The organism is Catenulispora yoronensis, assembly GCF_039531695.1.
Taxonomy (GTDB): Bacteria; Actinomycetota; Actinomycetes; order Streptomycetales; family Catenulisporaceae; genus Catenulispora; species Catenulispora yoronensis.
Genome location: NZ_BAAAQN010000001.1, coordinates 141,244 through 158,266, shown reverse-complemented (window position 1 = coordinate 158,266; position 17,023 = coordinate 141,244). Strand labels below are relative to the sequence as shown.

Sequence of the window (17,023 nt, the reverse complement as noted above, 5' to 3'; positions counted from 1 at the left end):
AGCGACACGATGGGAGGCGGATCACCCTTCCTTCGGCAGATCGAGGTGCTCACGCAGGGTGCTGCCTTGGTATTCCGTGCGGTAGGCGCCACGGTCCTGGAGTTCCGGCACCAGGGTGTCGACGATGTCAGCCAACGAAGACGGGATGAGGTGCGGCGTGATGTTGAAGCCGTCGACGGCCCGGGTGCGGACGTAGTGGACCCATTCGTCCGCGACCGTCGACGGAGTGCCGACGAAGGTGCGTTGGCTGGGCTGGACTTCCAGGACGAGCTCGCGGATCGACAGGTCGCGTTCCTCGGCCAGCTCACGCCATTTGCGAATCCGCTCTGCCTTCCCGGTGCGGTGCTCGATGGAGATGGTGCCGCGGGAGGGATCCAGCTCGCTGTCGGTGGGCTCGATGTCGGGCAGCGGGCCGTCCGGGTCGTAGGCGGACAGGTCGGTGCCCCAATACTGTTCGAGGAAGGCGATGGCGCGAGGGCCGGACACCTGCTCGTCGCGCACCCAGCGGGCCTTGTCCTGGGCCTCGGCCTCGGTGCTGCCGAGGACGACGGCCGCGCCGGGCAGGATGCGCAGGGAGTCGGCGGTGCGGCCGTGACGGGCCAGGCGGGCGCGCAGGTCGGCGGCGTAGGCCACGGCCTTCTCGTAGGCGATGTTGGCGGAGAACACGACGTCGGCGTGGCGGGCCGCCAGTTCGCGGCCGCCGTCGGAGTCGCCGGCCTGGAACAGGACGGGGCGGCCCTGGCGGCTGGCCGGAACGGTCGCGGTGGCCCGCAGCCGTACCAGTTCCGTGTCCCACTCGACCGTGTCGATCGCGCCCGCGCGGGCCCAGGTTCCAGTTGTGGCCGCGTCCGGTCCGTCGGCGACGGCGTCCGGGGCCCAGGAGGCCCACAGCGCCTTGGCCGCTTCGACGAACTGGCCGGCCCGCTCGTAGCGGCGCTCGTGTTCCAGCCAGCCGCCGTGCCGGAAGTTCTCACCGGTCCAGGCGTTGTCCGTGGTCACCACGTTCCACCCGGCCCGCCCCTCGGACAGCAGGTCGAGGCTGGCCAGCCGACGCGCCAGGTCCGCGGGGTAGTTGTAGGTGGTGTTCTGGGTCGCGACCAGACCGATCTTCTCGGTCACCGCGGCCAGCGCCGAGAGCTGGGTGATGGCGTCGGGGCGACCGGCCACGTCGAGGTCGTAGACCCGCCCGCGGTTCTCCCGCACCCGCAGGCCCTCGCCGAGGAAGAACGCGTCGAACAGGCCGCGTTCCAGCAACTGGGCGACCTGGACGAAGGTCTCGATCTCGGTGTGCGGCGCGGCCGACGGGTCGCTCCAGATCAGCTGGGGCCCGACGCCGGTGAAGAACACTCCCAGATGGACCTGCGCGTGCGGGTCGTACGGCGCGCCGGTGGACGCGGTCACATCAGTGCTCGTGTTCACGTGCGTGTTCAAGTCCGTGTTCGCGTTCGTGTCGGTCATATCGCTGTCCTGACGGCGTCCGTGGTCGCCGCGGCGGCGAACCGGTTGGCGGGGCGGGCCAGCCCGAGCGTGTCGCGCAGGGTGCGGTCGGGCTCGGGCGCGCGGTGCAGCCTGGCCGCCGCGAGTGCGGGCAGGACCTCGGCGGTGAGCACCGGCAGATCGACGGCGAGCACGGCGGGATGCAGCCTGACCCCGTCCACGACCTCGGCCAGGCCGATCAGCAGCTCGGTCAGCTCGGCGGCCGGGCCGACGTGGCGCAGCCGGCCGGTCTCGGGCCAGTGGCTCGCGGCCTCCAGCGCGGCGAGCCGATCCTCGGCGGGAACGTCGGCATCGAGCACGACCTCGATCTCTGCGAAGACCAGCGGGGCTCCCGCGTCCCGAGCCGCCTTCGCCCGGGCGGCGATGCCGAACGGATCGGGGTGCCCGACCAGGACGACGTCGACCTCGGCGTCCAGCTCCAAGGCATCGGCGGCGAGCACGACGACCTGGCCCTGCGGCGGGCGCGGGGTGATCAGCGGACCCTTGACCGTGAAGTCGCCGCCCTGGAAGTCGATCGGGTGGACCCGGTCGACGTCCAGATAACGGCCGGTGGCGACGTCCTTGATCACGGCGTCGTCCTGCCAGGAGTCCCACAACGCGCGGGCGACGGCGACGACGTCCGCGGTCTCGCGCCGCAGCGCGTCCGCGGTCCGCGGCAGTCCGCCGACAGTGGCGAGGGCGTCCTCGCTGTTCGCGGCGCCGACGACCCAGGCCGCGCGCCCCTTCGACGTGTGGTCCAGGCTGGCGAGCTGGGTCGCCAGGTGGAAGGGCTCTGTTGTGGTGACGTGGAGGGTCGGCGCCAGCCCGACGCGGTCGGTGACGACCGAGACGTAGGCGGCGCGGGTCCCGGCCTCGATACGTCCGGCGGCGTCCGGGCCCGCACCGCTGCCGGGCTCGCGGTCAGTCTGGCGGTCGGTCTGGCGGTCGGCTTCGCGGTCGGTCTGGCTGCCGGCCTCGCGATCGGGGCGGCCGACGTTCGGCGGCAGCGGCCCGTCGTCGAAGGTGACCAGGGCGAAACCGGCCCGCTCGGCCTCGGCCACCACCTTCCGGACCGCGGCCGGGGTCAGCACCGCGCCCGGCGGGCGGCCGGAGTGGCGCCACGCGGCGGGGTGGGCGCCGTCGCCGTCCACTTCCAGTGCGAGATGGAACCCGCCGCCGCGAGGGCTTCCGGTTCCAGCGTGTTCAGCGGTTCCAGGCGGATGGTGCGTCACGAAGCATGCCTCCAGTCGTGGTTCTTTTCCGGCGCGGCGCGGCTCACGCGACCAGCGGCAGCAGGTCGGCGAGCCACTGGTGGGTGTCCGGCAGCAGGGAGTCCGCCGGCCGGTCGCGGCCTCGATCCAGCTGATCGCCGGGACCACCGACGCCGGTTGTCTGGGGTGGAGCGCGACCAGCGCGCCGTCCGCGGCCAGGGTGATCTGGGCCGCCCTGGGGATGGCGCCGCCGCCGCGCCGTTCGCCGAGCGCGGCGAAGTAGCCGCTGACGAGGCGCACCGCCGGTCCGTACGCCCGGCCCGGGCGGTCGAGCGCGTCCGCCAGGTCCAGGCCGTGCACGACGGCTTCCACCAGGCGGGTCACGGTGTAGTCGGCCAGCGTGATGTCGCTGGCGGCGCCGCCCAGGACCAGGCCCGGGTCCCCGGACCGCAGGATCGCCGCGGCCGTCGAGGCCGCCACCTCGTGCAGCCCGGCCAGCTCCGGGAGCCGGGCCCGGGCCCGCGACCCGGAGCTCGCGACCGAGCGGGCCTGCTCGGCGATGAGCGAGGAGAACAAGCCCGAGCCCTGATACCAGTCCAGCGCGTCCTGGATCGGGGAGCCGTCCCCGGACGGCGGGGTGTGCGCCATCCGGAACACGTGCTCGGCGTTGGTGATGGCGTGCCCCAGCAGATCGGCGACCCGCCACCCGGCCAGGCGGGTCGGCGCCCGCCAGCCGGCGGAGCGGACCGACCGGAGCAGTTCGTCCAGGAGGAAGTACTGGAACGCCAGGGCGTCGCAGACGTCGTCGAAGGTCGGCGGCCCGGGCCAGCGCCACCAGGGGAAGCGGTACGGCTCGGGAGCCGGCCGCGGGGGCCTGGGCGCCTTTCGGGCCCGGCTCTGTCGTCTCAAGGCCGTGGCCGGGGTCGGTGTCAACGCCTTCGATCCTCTCGCGGCGCCCGGCCGGGCCGGCGCTCACCAGGTGGAGCAGTAATTCATATAAACCTTATGGAGATAGTAGAGCACGAGAGAACGGCGCCCGCACGACCCCGATCACGGCATGGACCTGCGTCCTCCAGAGTGTGAGACGCCAGTGGCAGTCCGGGCGCCCGCCCCGACATGATGAAGCTCTCCACAAACCACACTTGCCCAGTAGGCATTCGTAAGCGCCCGCGAGCTCGGCCGAGGAAGACCCCGATGAGCACCACATCTCCGAAGATCAGCACTCTGTCCTTCCTGACCCCGGGCAACTTCCCGGACGACGATCCGTACACCGGGCTCGAACAGACCCTGGCCCTGTTCGAGCTCGGCGAACGGCTGGGCTTCGACGGGGCCTGGATCCGACAGCGGCACCTGGAGCACGGTGTCGGCTCCGCGGCCGTGTTCCTGGCGGCGGCGAGCCAGCGCACCCGCCGCGTCGAACTCGGCACCGCGGTCATCCCGATCGGCTACGAGAGCCCGTTCCGCCTGGGCGAGGACCTGTCGATGGCCGACGTGCTGTCCCGGGGGCGGTTGCAGGTCGGGCTCAGCGCCGGTACGCCGCCGCACGCGGACCTGATCGGCCACCTTGTCTTCGACGGCGACTGGCGGACCTACGACCTGTCCTACGGACGCATAGCCCGGCTGCTGGCGAACCTGCGCGGCGACTTCCTGGGAGACCAGGACACGGTCATCCAGTCCCCGGGCAACACCCAGCGGCCCCGTCTCCAGCCGCACAGCCCCGGGCTGCCCGACCGGATCTGGTACGGCGGCGGCAGCGGCCGGTCGGTGCGCTGGGCCGCGGAGAACGGGCTGAACCTGCTGACCGGCAACATCGTCTTCGGCGAGGATTCCGACGACTTCACCACCGCGCAGCTGGCCCTGCTCGCCGACTACCGGCGCCTCGTCGACCCGGCGCGGCCGGCCCGCGTCGCGCTGGGCCGGGTGATCGTCCCGCTGGACGGCGCCGACCGCGCGACCCGGCAGAAGTACCGCGAATACGCAGCGAGCCGCCATGAACGCACCCTCAAACCGCAAGGCGAACGCCGGGTCCTGTTCGCCCCGGACCTGGTCGGGACCGCCGAGCAGATCCTCGAACAGCTGGCGGCCGACGCCGTCCTGGCCCAGACCTCCGAGCTGCGGCTGGAACTGCCCTACGAGTTCCACGGCGACGACTACGAGCAGATCCTGCACGACACCGTGGCCCTGATCGGCCCGGAGCTGGGCTGGACCGCCGCCACCGACGCGCAGGTCCGGACGGCGGAGCAGCCCGCGGCGTCGGCATGACGCACGCACCCGCCCCGACCACTCCCCAGCCGCTCGACGGCGGCACGTCCGCCGCGCCGGCTTCCTCCACCCGCAACCCGTTCGCGGCGCTGGCCGTCCGCGACTACCGCATCTACCTGTTGACCGGCCTGATCTCCAACATCGGCACGGCGATGCAGCTGATCGGCCTGGACTGGTTCGTGCTGACGCGCACCCACAGCGGGACCGCGGTCGGCTGGACCACCGGGCTCCAGTTCGCCCCGGTGCTCCTGTTCGGGCTGTGGGGCGGAGTGCTCTCCGACCGTTACAACCGGCGCGTCCTCCTGCTGACCGCGCAGACGCTCTACGCGGTGCAGGGGGTGATCCTCAGCATCGCCGTATTCAGCGGCCACGCGCCGCTGTGGCTGATCTACTTCCTGTCCTTCGGACTGGGCTGCGTCTTCACCGTGGAGAACCCGGCCCGGCTGTCGTTCGTCACCGAGCTGGTCGGCAGCGCCCTGATACCGAACGCGGCCGGGCTCAACATCCTGTCCCTCAACGTGGCGCGCCTGGTCGGCCCGGCCATCGCCGGGATGCTGATCGCGGCCGTCGGCACCGGCTGGGTGTTCGCGATCAACACCGCGTCCTTCGCCGTCGTGATCGCCGGCCTGGCGGTCATCCGGCCCGGGCCGGCGGCGACGCCCCGGGCCCGGACCCCGTGGAAGGGCGCCGGCACCGCCGGACTGCGCTACGTCGCCGCCCGACCGCGGCTCCTGGCGGTCCTGGCGATCTTCGGGCTGGTCATGACGTTCGGGGTGAACTTCCCGATCACGCTGACGCTGTTCGCCGGACAGGTCTACCGGGTCGGCTCCGACGGACTCGGCTTCATGTCCACCGCGCTCGCGATCGGCACGATCGCCGGAACGCTCGCGGCGTCGTCGCAGCGGGCCGCCCCGCGGGTCGGCAAGGTCGTGGTCGGCGCGGTGCTGTTCGGCGTCGCCGAGACCGCCGCCGCGCTGGCGCCGAACTACCTGGTGTTCCTGGCGCTGCTCGTGCCGGCCGGGTACGGATTGATGGTGCTCAACACCGCGGTCAGCGCATACGTGCAGACAGAGGTCGACGAAGCCGTACGAGGGCGGGTGATGTCGGTCTACACAGTGGTCGCGATGGGAGGAACCCCGATCGGCGGCCCGGTGATCGGCTGGATCAGCCAGCACGGCGGCGTGCGCTGGGGAATGGGAATCGGCGCGGCGGCCTCCATCGCCTTCGCGGGACTGATCGCCCTCTGGCTGGCACACCGCCTGGCCGAGCGGAGTCCGGCGACCGCGCCGAGACCGCAAGCGCTCCCGCCCGTGACGATCGCCTCTCCGCACAAGTGCCGGACGGTCGTACCGGCGCCCAACAGTGAATGCGAGGCCTGATCAGGGGTCCGGCCGATCAGGCCTCGCAGTCGGTGACAACGCCGTCATCGCGTCCGCGACCGAATAAGCAGCGCCCTCAGATCCCGGTGTGAGTATGCGCGGCCCAGAACGTGGGCGTGGCGGGGTAGTCGCCACGGAGCGCGCGGACGGCGTGGTGCAAGGCTCGCGCCGAGCCGGCGGTGTCGGGCGGTGTGCTGCCGTCGCTGGTGAGGCGGGTGTAGAAGTCGGTGGCGATCTGGGTAGCACTGCCGTCGTCGACCGGCCACAGCGTGCCGATCGCGTTCCGGTAACCGGCCAGATGGAAGGCGCCGGTCAGGTGGACGGCCTCGTCGGCCAGGCGCGGGTTGGTGGAGGACGTGTCGCAGGCGGACAGATAGGCCAGCGAACCGGTCAGACGCAGGGCGCTGATGTCGGCGACGGTCAGCGGGTCGGTCTCGTGGTCGTGCAGGATCAGCCGGGAAGCGGCCGGGTCGGTCCAGTCGGCCAGGCCGTGGCAGGAGAAATGCGCCACCGGGTGGGTGGGGAGCGCCGCGAGGACCTCGGCGCGGACGGGATGGCCGGGTCGCGAAGCCGCGGGAATCAGGGCGGCGACGGCCTCGGACTCGGCCTCCACCCCGGTCAGGGGCGTGGTGCCGGGCGCGTCGGGCACCGCGACGATCAGGGTCGCTTCGGTGACGGCCGGCCGGTGCGAGCGGGCATATGCCAGGGCTCTCACAGTCAGGGTGTAGGAGGAGACGACTCGGTCCAACACTGTGCGCGGAGCCGCCTTGACCGCCGCGTCGGCGTCGCCGAGGTCGCGATGATGGCCTGCGGCGTGCACCGGCAGGTAGCCGGTGACGCCGACCGGACACCACCACAGCCGCGTCCAGTCGGCGTCCTGCGGGGGAAGGCCGGTGCGGCCCAGCGCGGTCAGGACCGGGTCCGCGACGACGTCCCACAACCAGGCCAGCACGTCGAGGATGTCCTGCTGGGCTGCTTTGCGCGCCGCAGAGCTCTGATCCAGGGAGGTCGCGATGCGACGGGCTTGGAGGAGTTGTTCGGCGCGGTCGCTGGCGTCCTGCCGAGTGAGCCGGTCGAGGTTGACGACCCGCACCGGGTTCGCGGCGTCGCCGGTGACGACGAGCGCGTCGGAGCGGGCGGACGCGGTGGTGAGGAACACGATCGGACCATCAGCGGCCTGGGCGGTGAGCTCCGTGATGTCCGGCGCGGCCAGGAATCCTGCGAAGCCGTCGACCGTACGAATCCGGCCGACCAGGCTGTCCCATTCGCTCTGGGCCCGCTGCCGGGCCTGGGCCAAGTCTTCACCGCGCGTCCGGTCCGGCCGGCCAGCGGCAGCCCCCGCGGCACTGCTTGTCCGGCCCGAGGAGCGGTCCAGCGCCTCCCGGCGGTCTCGCAGGTCCTCGAACTCCCGGGCCAGCGCGGGAGCATGCTCGCGCAGCCGGGCCACATCGTTGCCGCGGGCGTCGATGACGTCGGCGACCAGCATTCCCCGCGTGGCTTCCAACAGCTCCACCGCGCGCTGCGGATCCCCGGCGGCCAGCGCGGCCGCCGCGGCCACCTCCGCGAGGGAACCGATCCGGCCGATCCGGTGCTCCCGGTCGTCGCGAGCCAGGGTACGGAGATTGACCTGCGGCAGCAGGGCCACGGCCGACTCCGCCGCAGCCAACCGCTCGCCGACGTCGGTCAAGAGGGCGGCGAGTTCACGGTGGGCTTCAAGCCGCACCAGCACAGTGGCGGCGGTGATCCGCGAGGCCGTCCGATAGACCTGTACCGCCTCGGCCGAAGCCTGGGGATCACCGGTCCGCTCGAACAGCGTCCGCAACGCATTGCCCAGGTTGCACAGCCGGGGCGCGCGGTCGGGATGGTCCTGCGGGGTGGCCTGGACGGCTTGCCGCCCGACGTCCACCGCCTCGGCCAGCTGCGCAGTGTCGCCGGTCCGCCCGAACAGCGTCTGCAACGCGGCACCGAGGTTGTTCAGATGACCGGCGCGTTCGGGGTGGTCGTCCGGGGTGGCCTCGATGGCCTGCCGTTGGACGTCCACCGCCATGGCCAACGGCCCCGTGTTGCCGGTCCGTCCGAACAGCGCCTGCAACGCGGCGCCGAAGTTGTTCAGATGTCTGGCGCGGTCGGAGCTGTCCTGGGCGGTGGCCTCGACGGCTTGGCGGCCGGCCTCCACCGCCTCGGCCAGCAGCGCGCCGTCCCCGGTCCGCCCGAACAACGTCTGCAACGTCGCGCTGAGGTTGTTCAGGAGCCCGGGGCGGTCGGGGTGGTCCTCGGGCGTGGCCTGGACGGCTCGGCGAGCCGCGTCCGCACCCTCGGCCAGCAGCGCGGTGTCGCCGGTCCGCTCGAACAGCGGCTGCAAGGTCGCGTTGAGGTTGCTCAGGTGTCTGGCATGGTCGGGATGACCTTCCGGCGACGCCTGGACGGACCGCCGCCCGACTTCCACCGCCTCGGCCAGCAGCGCCGTGCTGCCGGTCCGCACGGACGACGCCCGCAACGCGAGGCTGAGGCTGTTCAGGTTTCCGGCGAGGCCGGGATGGCCTTCGGGCGTGGCCCGGACAGCTCGGCGGGCGGTGTCCGTGGTCTCGGCCACCAGCGCGATGTCACCGGTCCGCTCGAACAGGGCCAGCAGCGTGACGGTGAGGTTGCTGAGACACGCAAGGTGAGCCGGATGGTCCTCCGGGATCATGGGCAGGGCATCGCGGAAGAGGCCGACGGCTTCAACCAACTGCGGCAGTCGACCGCTGTTCTGGTAAGCCCTGGACAAAGCCGTGGCGCGCCCGACCATCAGGTCGACGCGCTCGGCTTCTTCGGTCTTTGCCGTGGAATGGGCGAAGAAATCGCGCAACGGCGCGGGGACCGCACTGGGCGCGAGCCGGTACACCGGAAGCAGAAAGCGCACTGCGGCATCGAATTCCGCCTCTTTGGCGTCCTCGGGAAGCGCCTGGAAACGTGACCAGTGGAACAAGCCGAGCGCCAGCGAGGCCTCCAGATCCTGCTCGGGATCCGTGGCCCGGGCCAGGGCCGCGGCCTCCTCCGCGGCCGCGCCGGTCAGCACCCCGGCCACGTCCTCGGCGTCTCCGAGTCGCTCCAGGCGACGCCGGAGTGCGAAAAATGCGGCGTCACGAGCATCCATATTCTGCGATCCCTCTCCCCGGCGGAACTGTTCCGAGAGAGTATCGCAGCGCACGATGACTTGCTTTTGTCATTGAGTCGCATCAAAACCGCCGATTCCCGGTATCGGCGCTGACCGCCAATTCCTGTGTACTCAGCGACAAGACGCCCGACTTCCGGCCCGGCACTGTTGGCGCCGTAAGCGCAGCCGACAGTTCGCTGAACAGCTGAAAGGGCCCCTCATGACAAACCCGAACGCTTCTCCCCGCTTAGCCGACGGCGCGGTCCTCGCGCTGCGGCTCGGCCTCGCGATCGTCTTCGTGGCACACGGTTCGCAGAAACTCTTTGGAATGTTCGGCGGCGGCGGTATCTCCGGAACCGCGAAGTTCTTCGCCTTCGTGGGAGCACACCCGGGGACTTTCTGGGCCGTGGTCGGCGGCGTCGCGGAGTTCGGCGGCGGACTCGCCGTGGGGCTGGGGCTGCTCAGCCGTGCGGCCGCGGCGGTACTCGCCATCGACATGGTGATGGCGGTCGTCCTGTACAACGCCGACAACGGCTTCTTCTCGGAGAAGGCCACCGGCGGCTGGGAGATCAACATGGTGCTGGCCTGCATGGCGCTCAGCGTCGCACTCACCGGCGCGGGCCGAGTCAGCGCCGACGCCGTGCTGCACAACCGCTTCGGTTCCGACGGCTGGACCGGCCGAGTCCTGAACCTCGCCGCCTGAGCAGACGCCCATCAGCACCGGGCGCGAGAGGATCGACCTCTCGCGCCCGGCGCCGGCTCGTACGCCGGGAAGATCTCCACCGGCGTTGCCCTCCCCGCCAACGCACCCGCGGGGAGGAGCGGCTCTCCTCTAGGGAAGCGACCAAATCTGGTTCGAGCCGCCATTGCAGTCCCAAATATCCAGCTGAGTGCCGTTGGCCGTGCTGAACGCCGGATCGTCCAAGCACTTGCCGGAGTTCGGGTTCAGAAGCGTGCCGTTCGACTGCGGCTGCCAGACCTGGGCGCCGGTGCCGTTACAGTCCCAGAGCTCCACCTTGGTGCCGTCAGCCGTGCCGGCGCCGGTGACGTCCATGCACTTCCCGAGCACCTGCAGAGTGTTGTTGCCCGGCACGGTCCACTGCTGCGCGGTGCTGCCGTTGCAGCCGTAGATCTGGATCGAGGAGCCATTGGCGGTACTGGCCGCGTTGTCATCCACGCACAGCGACGGCGAGGCCGAGACACCGGCGAGGATCGGACCGGACACCGAACCGCCGGCGCCGCTCCACTGCTGGTTGGCGCCGCCGTTGCAGGTCCACAGTTCCAACCCCGAACCGTTCGGGTTGGTGGTGCCCGTGACATCGAGGCACAGACCCGATTGGACGCCGACGATCGTGCCGTCGGTCTTCATGGTCCACTGCTGATTCGCCTGGCCGTTGCAGTCATAGATGGAGACGGGCGTCCCGGCCGTGGTCCCGGCGCCGAACGCGTCGAAGCACTTGCCCTCCAGGCCCAGCGTCTTCGCCGAACCGTTGTAGGTCACGCTCTGGTACGGGCCGCCGTCGCAGTCCTGGATCTGCAACTGCACGCCGTTGTAGGTGGTGCCCTGGGGCGCGTAGGCGCACCGCCCCGACAGCTTGCTGACCAGCGGCGCACCGATCGTCGCGGCACCGGCCACCGGAACGACACGCAGCAGCCGGGACCCATGGCTGGGTACTGACGCGCTGAACGAGCCGGTGAAGGTCCCGAGGTTGCTGTGGCTCCACAGATCCCGGACCGTCGCGCCGCCGTTGAAGCCCAGGTCGGCGAAGTTCGCGCTCACGGTGGCGGCCGAACCGCTGAGATTGAACAGGCCGACGGTGTAGCTCCCGTCGCCGTTGGACGCCCACCAGGTCTGCTCCGGCGCGCCCGACACGACCGGGTGCGCCGGCCGGCCCGTCCGATCCACCCCGAGCACCTCGTCGTTCGTCAGCAAGGCCAGGTCGGCGGACGTCATCCGGGTCAGGTCCGTGCCCAGGATCAGCGGCGAGGAGGTGATCGCCCACAACGACGTCTGCGTCCGGCGCTCGTCGTCGGTCAGACCGACCGACGCCCCGTTGCCGACTTCGAGCGAGTCCGGATCGGCCCAGCCGCCGGGGGCGTCGTACTGCGCCCACGCGGGCAGGTCGGTGAACCGGACCGCGACCTTGGACCAGTTCGTCAGGGTGCTGCAGTAGCACTCGACGTCGTCGTCGACGCGCCATCCGTTCGCGTACTGCCGCCAGATCGGGCCGTTCTTGACGTCCAGGGAGTTGGACAGCTCCAGGTGGATGGTCCGGCCGGTCTGGTTCAGCGCCTGCGACCAGTGCTCGACGTCCGCGGTGTCCCCGCCGCTGCCGCCGACCCCGTCGATCTTGAGGTAGTCCACGCCCCAGGAAGCGAGCTGACCGGCCCAGGAGTTGAGGAACGCCTGCGCGGCGGCCGGGTTCTTGGCGTAGTCGATGTAGTACATCGCGCCGTCGTGGAAGTTGAAGTTCGGCTCGTAGCTGGTCGTGTTGGAGACGATGTCCCGCGCGTGGAACGAGGTCCCCTGGATGGGGGTGTTCTGGTTGTAGGCCGCCACCGGGATGCCTGGCGTCACGTACATCCCGAACTTCTCGCCGTGATTGTGAACGTAGCTCGCGACCGCGGACATGCCGTTCGGGAAGCGCGACGAGTCGATCACCCATCGGCCGTACGCGTCGACGGTCGTCCCCGGATTCAGGTAGTAGAAGTCGTCGATGTTGATGTAGGTGAACCCATGAGCGACCAGCCCGGTCGAGGACATCGCGGCGGCCTGCGCCTCGATGTCGGCCTCGGTCGGGTTGTACCGGACCGAGCTCCAACTGCTCCACCCGGCCTGAGGAGTCAGGGCGGCGCCGTTCGCCTGGGCCCGCGCCGGGGCCCCGCCGGCCCCGATCCCGACCATGACCGAGGCCACCAACGAGAGCGCGCTGAGCAGACGGGACAGCACCCTGCGCTCCGGCAGGGGAGGAACGCGGCGCGAACGCCGCCTGAAGGGATTCATGGGTGCTCCAACTCTGATACCGGAAGTGCGGGAAATCGCCCGACCGCGGGCGGGGACCGCGTCCGCACCCCGTAAGCATCAGCGTCCTGATGGCTGCCGCGTCCGCTGCCCAGTGAACACCGGGCTCGATGGCTCGTCAAGTAAAACGAACAGGAAACAACGCAACCGACCGCAAGGTGACGCGACATGCGCCCGCCTCCGAGGTGTGGTTTGGGATGCCATATTCCGTCATAGCCTGCGAGAAGAGGCGAGCGCAAGGCCTTGCGTCGGCACGACTTACGAGTGTCAGGCCTCAGGGGTCTTGACGCCGTTTAAACACAGCCGCACAATGTCGGAAACGTTTCCGATGCGTGGTGAACGCCATCGAAAGCGTCCTTGGCGTCATTGCTCGGACGGACGGCCCTCACCGTCCGGTTCTCTCCTCGGCTGTTTGGTGCGGTCGGCCGGGGCCATCGCACAGGTCGCTCATTCTTGAGACGTGTAAGAACCGGACCCGAAGGAATCTTCATGAGATTCAAGGACACCCCGCTCCGCCATGCCCGGAACCGGACCGGCGCGTTCGTCGGCGCGGTCGCGCTGGCCACCACGAGTCTGGCGGTCGCCACCTCCACGGAGGCCGCCGCGCAGGCCGCCCCGAGTGCCACGGTCACCCCGAACGCCACGGCCACCGGCGCGATCACCGGATATCAGGGCCTGTGTCTGGACGACTACGGCAACTCCAACGCCAACGGCACCAAAGCCGACGTCTACACCTGCAACGGGACGCCCGCCCAGCAGTGGACGGTGGCGGCCAACGGCACCTTGCAGATCAACGGCAAGTGCCTGGACATCACCGGCGCGGCCACCGGCAACGGCGCCCTGATCGAACTCTGGGACTGCAACGGCGGCGGCAACCAGGTCTGGCAGGCCCAGCCCAACGGCGAACTCCTCAACCCCGTCTCCGGCCGCTGCCTGGACGACCCCGGCTTCAACGCCACCCCCGGCACCCAGCTCGACCTGTGGGACTGCAACGCCGGAGCCAACCAGATCTGGCACCTGCCCACCGGCTCCGGGGGAGGCGGCGGCACCGGCGGCCAGCCGCCGGCGTCCTTCTGGGGCAACACCGCCGCGATCCCCGCGGCCACCCACGTCCTGGAACTCAAGATCGAGAACCAGACCAACGGCCAGTACCCCGACAGCCAGGTGTACTGGAGCTTCAACGGCCAGACGGCGTCGATCGCCCAGCAGCCGTACATCGACATGCCCGCCAACTCCGCCGGGCGCATGTACTTCTACCTGGGCTCCCCGAACGGCCCGTACTACGACTTCATCGAGTTCACCGTCGGCGCCTCCTCGATCAACGTCGACACCACGCAGGTCGACCGGTTCGGACTGAAGCTCGCCCTGCTGCTGCACGGCCACGACGGCTCCGACCAACAGGTCGGCGTGAACTACTCGACCTTCCAGGAAAGCCGCTCCGCCACCTTCCAGCGGTTCGTGAACTCCGTGCCCGCCGAGTTCAAGGGCCTGGGGACCGACCAGGCGCCCTACGGCATTCCGGCTCCCGGCAACGACGCGGCGTTCCAGCCGGGCGGCTCGCATGCGAACTACTACAGCGCCTACGCCGCGTCGGTCGGTGACTCCTCGGACACCACCGCGCAGATCTTCGGTTGCGCCGGCACTCTGGCCACCAACGCCCAGTTCTGCGCCGCGATCAACCGCCACGTCGCCCAGCTGCCGGTCGGCCAGCAGTCCACGCCCGGCCTGTTCTACCAGGCCGCGTCGGCCAACTACTACGCCCAGTTCTGGCACCAGAACTCCATCAACGGCCTGGCGTACGGCTTCCCCTACGACGACTACGCCGGTCAGTCCTCGGACATCAGCGTGAACAACCCGCAGTACCTGGTCGTCGCCGTCGGCTGGTAGCCGGCCCGTCATCCGCACACCGAGCACTGAACACAGAGCACTGAACACTGAACACAGAGCACTGAACACCGAGGAGTCGACCATGCCCTTGCGCAAAAGCGCCACGGCAGCACTAACAGCCCTAGCCGCAGCGATCGGCAGCACCGGACTGATGGCCGCGAGCGCGGATACCGCGTCGGCGGTGACCGTGGTCAATTGGCCCGCGCACGTGTTCGCACCCTATGCGGACACCTGGAGCAGCAACATCACCCTTAACGGCGTGGCGAGCAGCTACGGCACGAAGTTCTTCACCATCGCGTTCGTCGACGGCGCAGGCTGCCACTGGAACATCGGCCAGCAGTCCTCCTTGCAGTCGCAGATCTCCGCGCTGCGCTCCCAAGGCGGAGACGTCTCGATCTCCTTCGGCGGCTACACCACCGACCTCAACCTGACCGAGATCGGCGACGCCTGCTCCACGCCCCAGGCCGCGGCGGCGCAGATCGAATCCGTCGTCACCACCTTCGGCGTCACGCACCTGGACTTCGACATCGAGGCGAACTCCCTGACCAACTCGGCCGGAATCACCCGCCGCAGCCAGGCCCTGGCCCAGGTGCGCTCCTGGGCCAACAGCAGCGGCGTCCCGCTGTCGGTCTCCTACACCCTGCCGGTGCTGCCCTCCGGCCTCACCGGCGACGGGCTCAACGTCGTGCGCAACGCGGTGGCCAACGGCTTCACGCCCGACATCGTCAACGGCATGGCCATGGACTACGGCACGTCCGGCACCCAGATGGGCAACGCCGCCGACCAGGCGGTGGACGCGCTCGCCGGCCAGGTCGCCGGAGTCTTCGGCATCTCCACGGCCGCGGCGTACGGACGGATCGGCGTCACCCCGATGATCGGCCAGAACGACAGCGCGGGCGAGATCTTCACTCTTGGCGACGCCTCGAACCTGGAGTCCTACGCCGCCTCCAAAGGCGTGGCGCTCTTGTCCTACTGGGACCAGAACCGCGACAACGGCGGCTGCCCCGGACAGACTTCCGCCTCGGGCACCTGTAGCGGACTGAGCCAGAACACCGGCGACTTCGCCACCACCTTCCAGCGCTTCACCGGAGGCGGCACCTCCGGCGGCGGCCGGACCGGTCCGGTGACCTCCGGTATGGCCGGCAAGTGCCTGGACGACTTCGCCGGGTCCAGCGCGAACGGCACGAAGGCGGACCTCTATTCGTGCAACGGCACCGGTGCGCAGCAGTGGACCGTGGCATCGAACGGGACGCTTCAGATCAACGGCAAGTGCCTGGACATCACCGGGGCGGCGACCGGCAACGGCGCGCTGGTCGAGCTGTGGGACTGCAACGGCGGCGGCAACCAGCAGTGGACCGCCCGCAGCGGCGCCCTGGTCAACCCGGTCTCCGGCCGCTGCCTGGACGACCCGGGCTTCTCCACCACCGACGGCACCCAGCTCGACCTCTGGGACTGCAACGGCGGCGTCAATCAGAAATGGACGACACCGTAGAGGGCTGCTAGACCGCGCGGCGGAGGTCTGCTGTCCTCCGCCGCAGAGTCCTGCTACATCCCGCTGCCGCGCCGGTCCCGGCGCAGGAAGACGAAAGCGATCGCGCCCAGTGCCATGGCCGTCAGCAGCCCGCCGGTGATCAGACCGAGGTGGCCGCCCAACGACACCGCGTGCGCGGTCGCCGCTGCCGAGACCCCGGTGGTGTGCGGGAAGGTGATCAGGGCCCGCGAGGTCTTGTCGAGCAGTCCGCTGCGTAGTTCGATCGTCGCGTTCCAAGGTCCGTCCGGTACCGGGTCGGTGATCACGACCCGGACCGGTTCGGACTGCCCGGGTGCGAGCGTGGTGCCCAGGGTGACCTTGTAGGGTCCCGCGGTGAGCGATCCGTTGGTCGCGGCCAGCGTGAGCGCGCCCGACATGTCGACCGCCCGGCCGCCGGTGTTGTGGACCATCGCCTCGACGAAAGCGTGGTCCTGCGCGTCGCGGTGTGCCGTGAGCGTGTCGACGGTGAAGTCCGCGGCGGGCGGATTGTTGCCGCCGACCGAGAGGTACATCCGGATGCCGACCCGGTTGACCTGGGACACGGTGCCCGGGTTGGCCTGGGCGACCTCGGCCAGGACGACTCCGTACCGCTCTCCGGGCGCGGCGTCCTTCGGCACGGAGATGGTCACGGTCGCGTCCGTCGCGCCTCTCGCGGGGACCACGACGGCGTCCTGGTCCAGACTCGTCCAGGTAGTCAGCTCATTGACAGTGTGTTCCGGCTGCGGGACGAACGAGCCGCCGGCGACGACCGCGGCGTCCGGATAGACGGCGACCTTGAGCGGCTGGTGCGCGGTCGTCGAGATCTCGATCCGGCGGTGCACCACGGTGCCCGGGGTCAGATGGTCGATGATGTAGGCGCCGGCCCGGGGATCGCCCGCCTCGCTGACCGGGACGTCGAGCAGCCGCACACCGAAGCTGCCGCCGTCGGCCGCGGGTTGCTGCGGGGCGGTGGCCGTGCTCGTCGGCCCGGGGCTGGGGCCGAAGCCGTCCGTGGCGATGGCGGTGGACGAGGCGTCGAGGGCTGCGGCGGGAACGGATCCGTGAGCGGGAACGGATCCGAGGGCGGCCACGGTCAGAACCGCGGCCGCCGCTACCGCGCGGGCGGGAGTGCGCAAGAGT

At 70.4% G+C, this 17,023-nt stretch carries 10 protein-coding genes; 5 read left to right on the top strand and 5 right to left on the bottom strand.

Going from position 1 to position 17,023, the window contains the following annotated elements:
* Positions 1 to 21: 21 nt before the first annotated feature.
* Together ABD481_RS00595 and ABD481_RS00590 are read right to left on the bottom strand one after the other, a co-directional pair.
* On the bottom strand, positions 22 to 1,458 hold the full coding sequence (locus tag ABD481_RS00595; protein ID WP_344663452.1) for an NtaA/DmoA family FMN-dependent monooxygenase: 1,437 nt from the start codon (positions 1,456 to 1,458) through the stop codon (positions 22 to 24).
* The gene (locus tag ABD481_RS00590; RefSeq protein ID WP_344663451.1) at positions 1,455 to 3,620 is read right to left on the bottom strand and encodes an LLM class flavin-dependent oxidoreductase; all 2,166 of its coding nucleotides are present in this window, start codon (positions 3,618 to 3,620) and stop codon (positions 1,455 to 1,457) included. Before ABD481_RS00590 ends, ABD481_RS00595 begins: the two co-directional genes overlap by 4 nt.
* Positions 3,621 to 3,881: 261 nt before the next feature.
* On the opposite strand from ABD481_RS00590, the gene ABD481_RS00585 reads away from it, so the two are divergent.
* Together ABD481_RS00585 and ABD481_RS00580 are read left to right on the top strand one after the other, a co-directional pair.
* Complete coding sequence (locus tag ABD481_RS00585; protein WP_344663450.1) at positions 3,882 to 4,949, top strand: LLM class flavin-dependent oxidoreductase; 1,068 nt, start codon at positions 3,882 to 3,884, stop codon at positions 4,947 to 4,949.
* Positions 4,946 to 6,328 carry an MFS transporter gene (locus ABD481_RS00580; protein ID WP_344663449.1) on the top strand — a complete coding sequence of 461 codons (1,383 nt, stop codon included), beginning with the start codon at positions 4,946 to 4,948 and terminating at the stop codon, positions 6,326 to 6,328. Before ABD481_RS00585 ends, ABD481_RS00580 begins: the two co-directional genes overlap by 4 nt.
* 76 nt (positions 6,329 to 6,404) lie before the next feature.
* Here ABD481_RS00580 and ABD481_RS00575 read toward each other — a convergent pair whose 3' ends face one another.
* The gene (locus ABD481_RS00575) at positions 6,405 to 9,464 is read right to left on the bottom strand and encodes a CHAT domain-containing protein (RefSeq protein ID WP_344663448.1); all 3,060 of its coding nucleotides are present in this window, start codon (positions 9,462 to 9,464) and stop codon (positions 6,405 to 6,407) included.
* Between the two features lie 220 nt (positions 9,465 to 9,684).
* Between ABD481_RS00575 and ABD481_RS00570 the strand changes: the two genes are divergently transcribed.
* Positions 9,685 to 10,167, top strand: a complete 483-nt coding sequence (locus ABD481_RS00570) for a DoxX family protein (RefSeq protein ID WP_344663447.1) — start codon at positions 9,685 to 9,687, stop codon at positions 10,165 to 10,167.
* 129 nt (positions 10,168 to 10,296) lie between these two features.
* On the opposite strand, the gene ABD481_RS00565 is transcribed toward ABD481_RS00570, so the two are convergent.
* Positions 10,297 to 12,468: a ricin-type beta-trefoil lectin domain protein gene (locus ABD481_RS00565; protein ID WP_344663446.1), complete on the bottom strand. Its 2,172-nt coding sequence runs from the start codon at positions 12,466 to 12,468 to the stop codon at positions 10,297 to 10,299.
* Between the two features lie 507 nt (positions 12,469 to 12,975).
* On the opposite strand from ABD481_RS00565, the gene ABD481_RS00560 reads away from it, so the two are divergent.
* Both ABD481_RS00560 and ABD481_RS00555 read left to right on the top strand, forming a co-directional pair.
* Positions 12,976 to 14,373 carry a beta-1,3-glucanase family protein gene (locus ABD481_RS00560; protein WP_344663445.1) on the top strand — a complete coding sequence of 466 codons (1,398 nt, stop codon included), beginning with the start codon at positions 12,976 to 12,978 and terminating at the stop codon, positions 14,371 to 14,373.
* An 82-nt stretch (positions 14,374 to 14,455) separates the two neighbouring features.
* Positions 14,456 to 15,865 (top strand): ricin-type beta-trefoil lectin domain protein, encoded by a 1,410-nt coding sequence (locus ABD481_RS00555; protein ID WP_344663444.1) that lies wholly within the window; start codon positions 14,456 to 14,458, stop codon positions 15,863 to 15,865.
* Between the two features lie 53 nt (positions 15,866 to 15,918).
* Here ABD481_RS00555 and ABD481_RS00550 read toward each other — a convergent pair whose 3' ends face one another.
* Positions 15,919 to 17,019 carry a peptidase gene (locus ABD481_RS00550; protein WP_344663443.1) on the bottom strand — a complete coding sequence of 367 codons (1,101 nt, stop codon included), beginning with the start codon at positions 17,017 to 17,019 and terminating at the stop codon, positions 15,919 to 15,921.
* Positions 17,020 to 17,023 lie beyond the last annotated feature (4 nt).

What these genes read in the sequence shown, in the direction of transcription:
- ABD481_RS00595 (WP_344663452.1), bottom strand. Translation starts at nt 1,458, where the DNA reads ATGACCGACACGAACGCGAACACGGACTTGAACACGCACGTGAACACG.
- ABD481_RS00585 (WP_344663450.1), top strand. Translation starts at nt 3,882, where the DNA reads ATGAGCACCACATCTCCGAAGATCAGCACTCTGTCCTTCCTGACCCCG.
- ABD481_RS00580 (WP_344663449.1), top strand. Translation starts at nt 4,946, where the DNA reads ATGACGCACGCACCCGCCCCGACCACTCCCCAGCCGCTCGACGGCGGC.
- ABD481_RS00575 (WP_344663448.1), bottom strand. Translation starts at nt 9,464, where the DNA reads ATGGATGCTCGTGACGCCGCATTTTTCGCACTCCGGCGTCGCCTGGAG.
- ABD481_RS00570 (WP_344663447.1), top strand. Translation starts at nt 9,685, where the DNA reads ATGACAAACCCGAACGCTTCTCCCCGCTTAGCCGACGGCGCGGTCCTC.
- ABD481_RS00565 (WP_344663446.1), bottom strand. Translation starts at nt 12,468, where the DNA reads ATGAATCCCTTCAGGCGGCGTTCGCGCCGCGTTCCTCCCCTGCCGGAG.
- ABD481_RS00560 (WP_344663445.1), top strand. Translation starts at nt 12,976, where the DNA reads ATGAGATTCAAGGACACCCCGCTCCGCCATGCCCGGAACCGGACCGGC.
- ABD481_RS00555 (WP_344663444.1), top strand. Translation starts at nt 14,456, where the DNA reads ATGCCCTTGCGCAAAAGCGCCACGGCAGCACTAACAGCCCTAGCCGCA.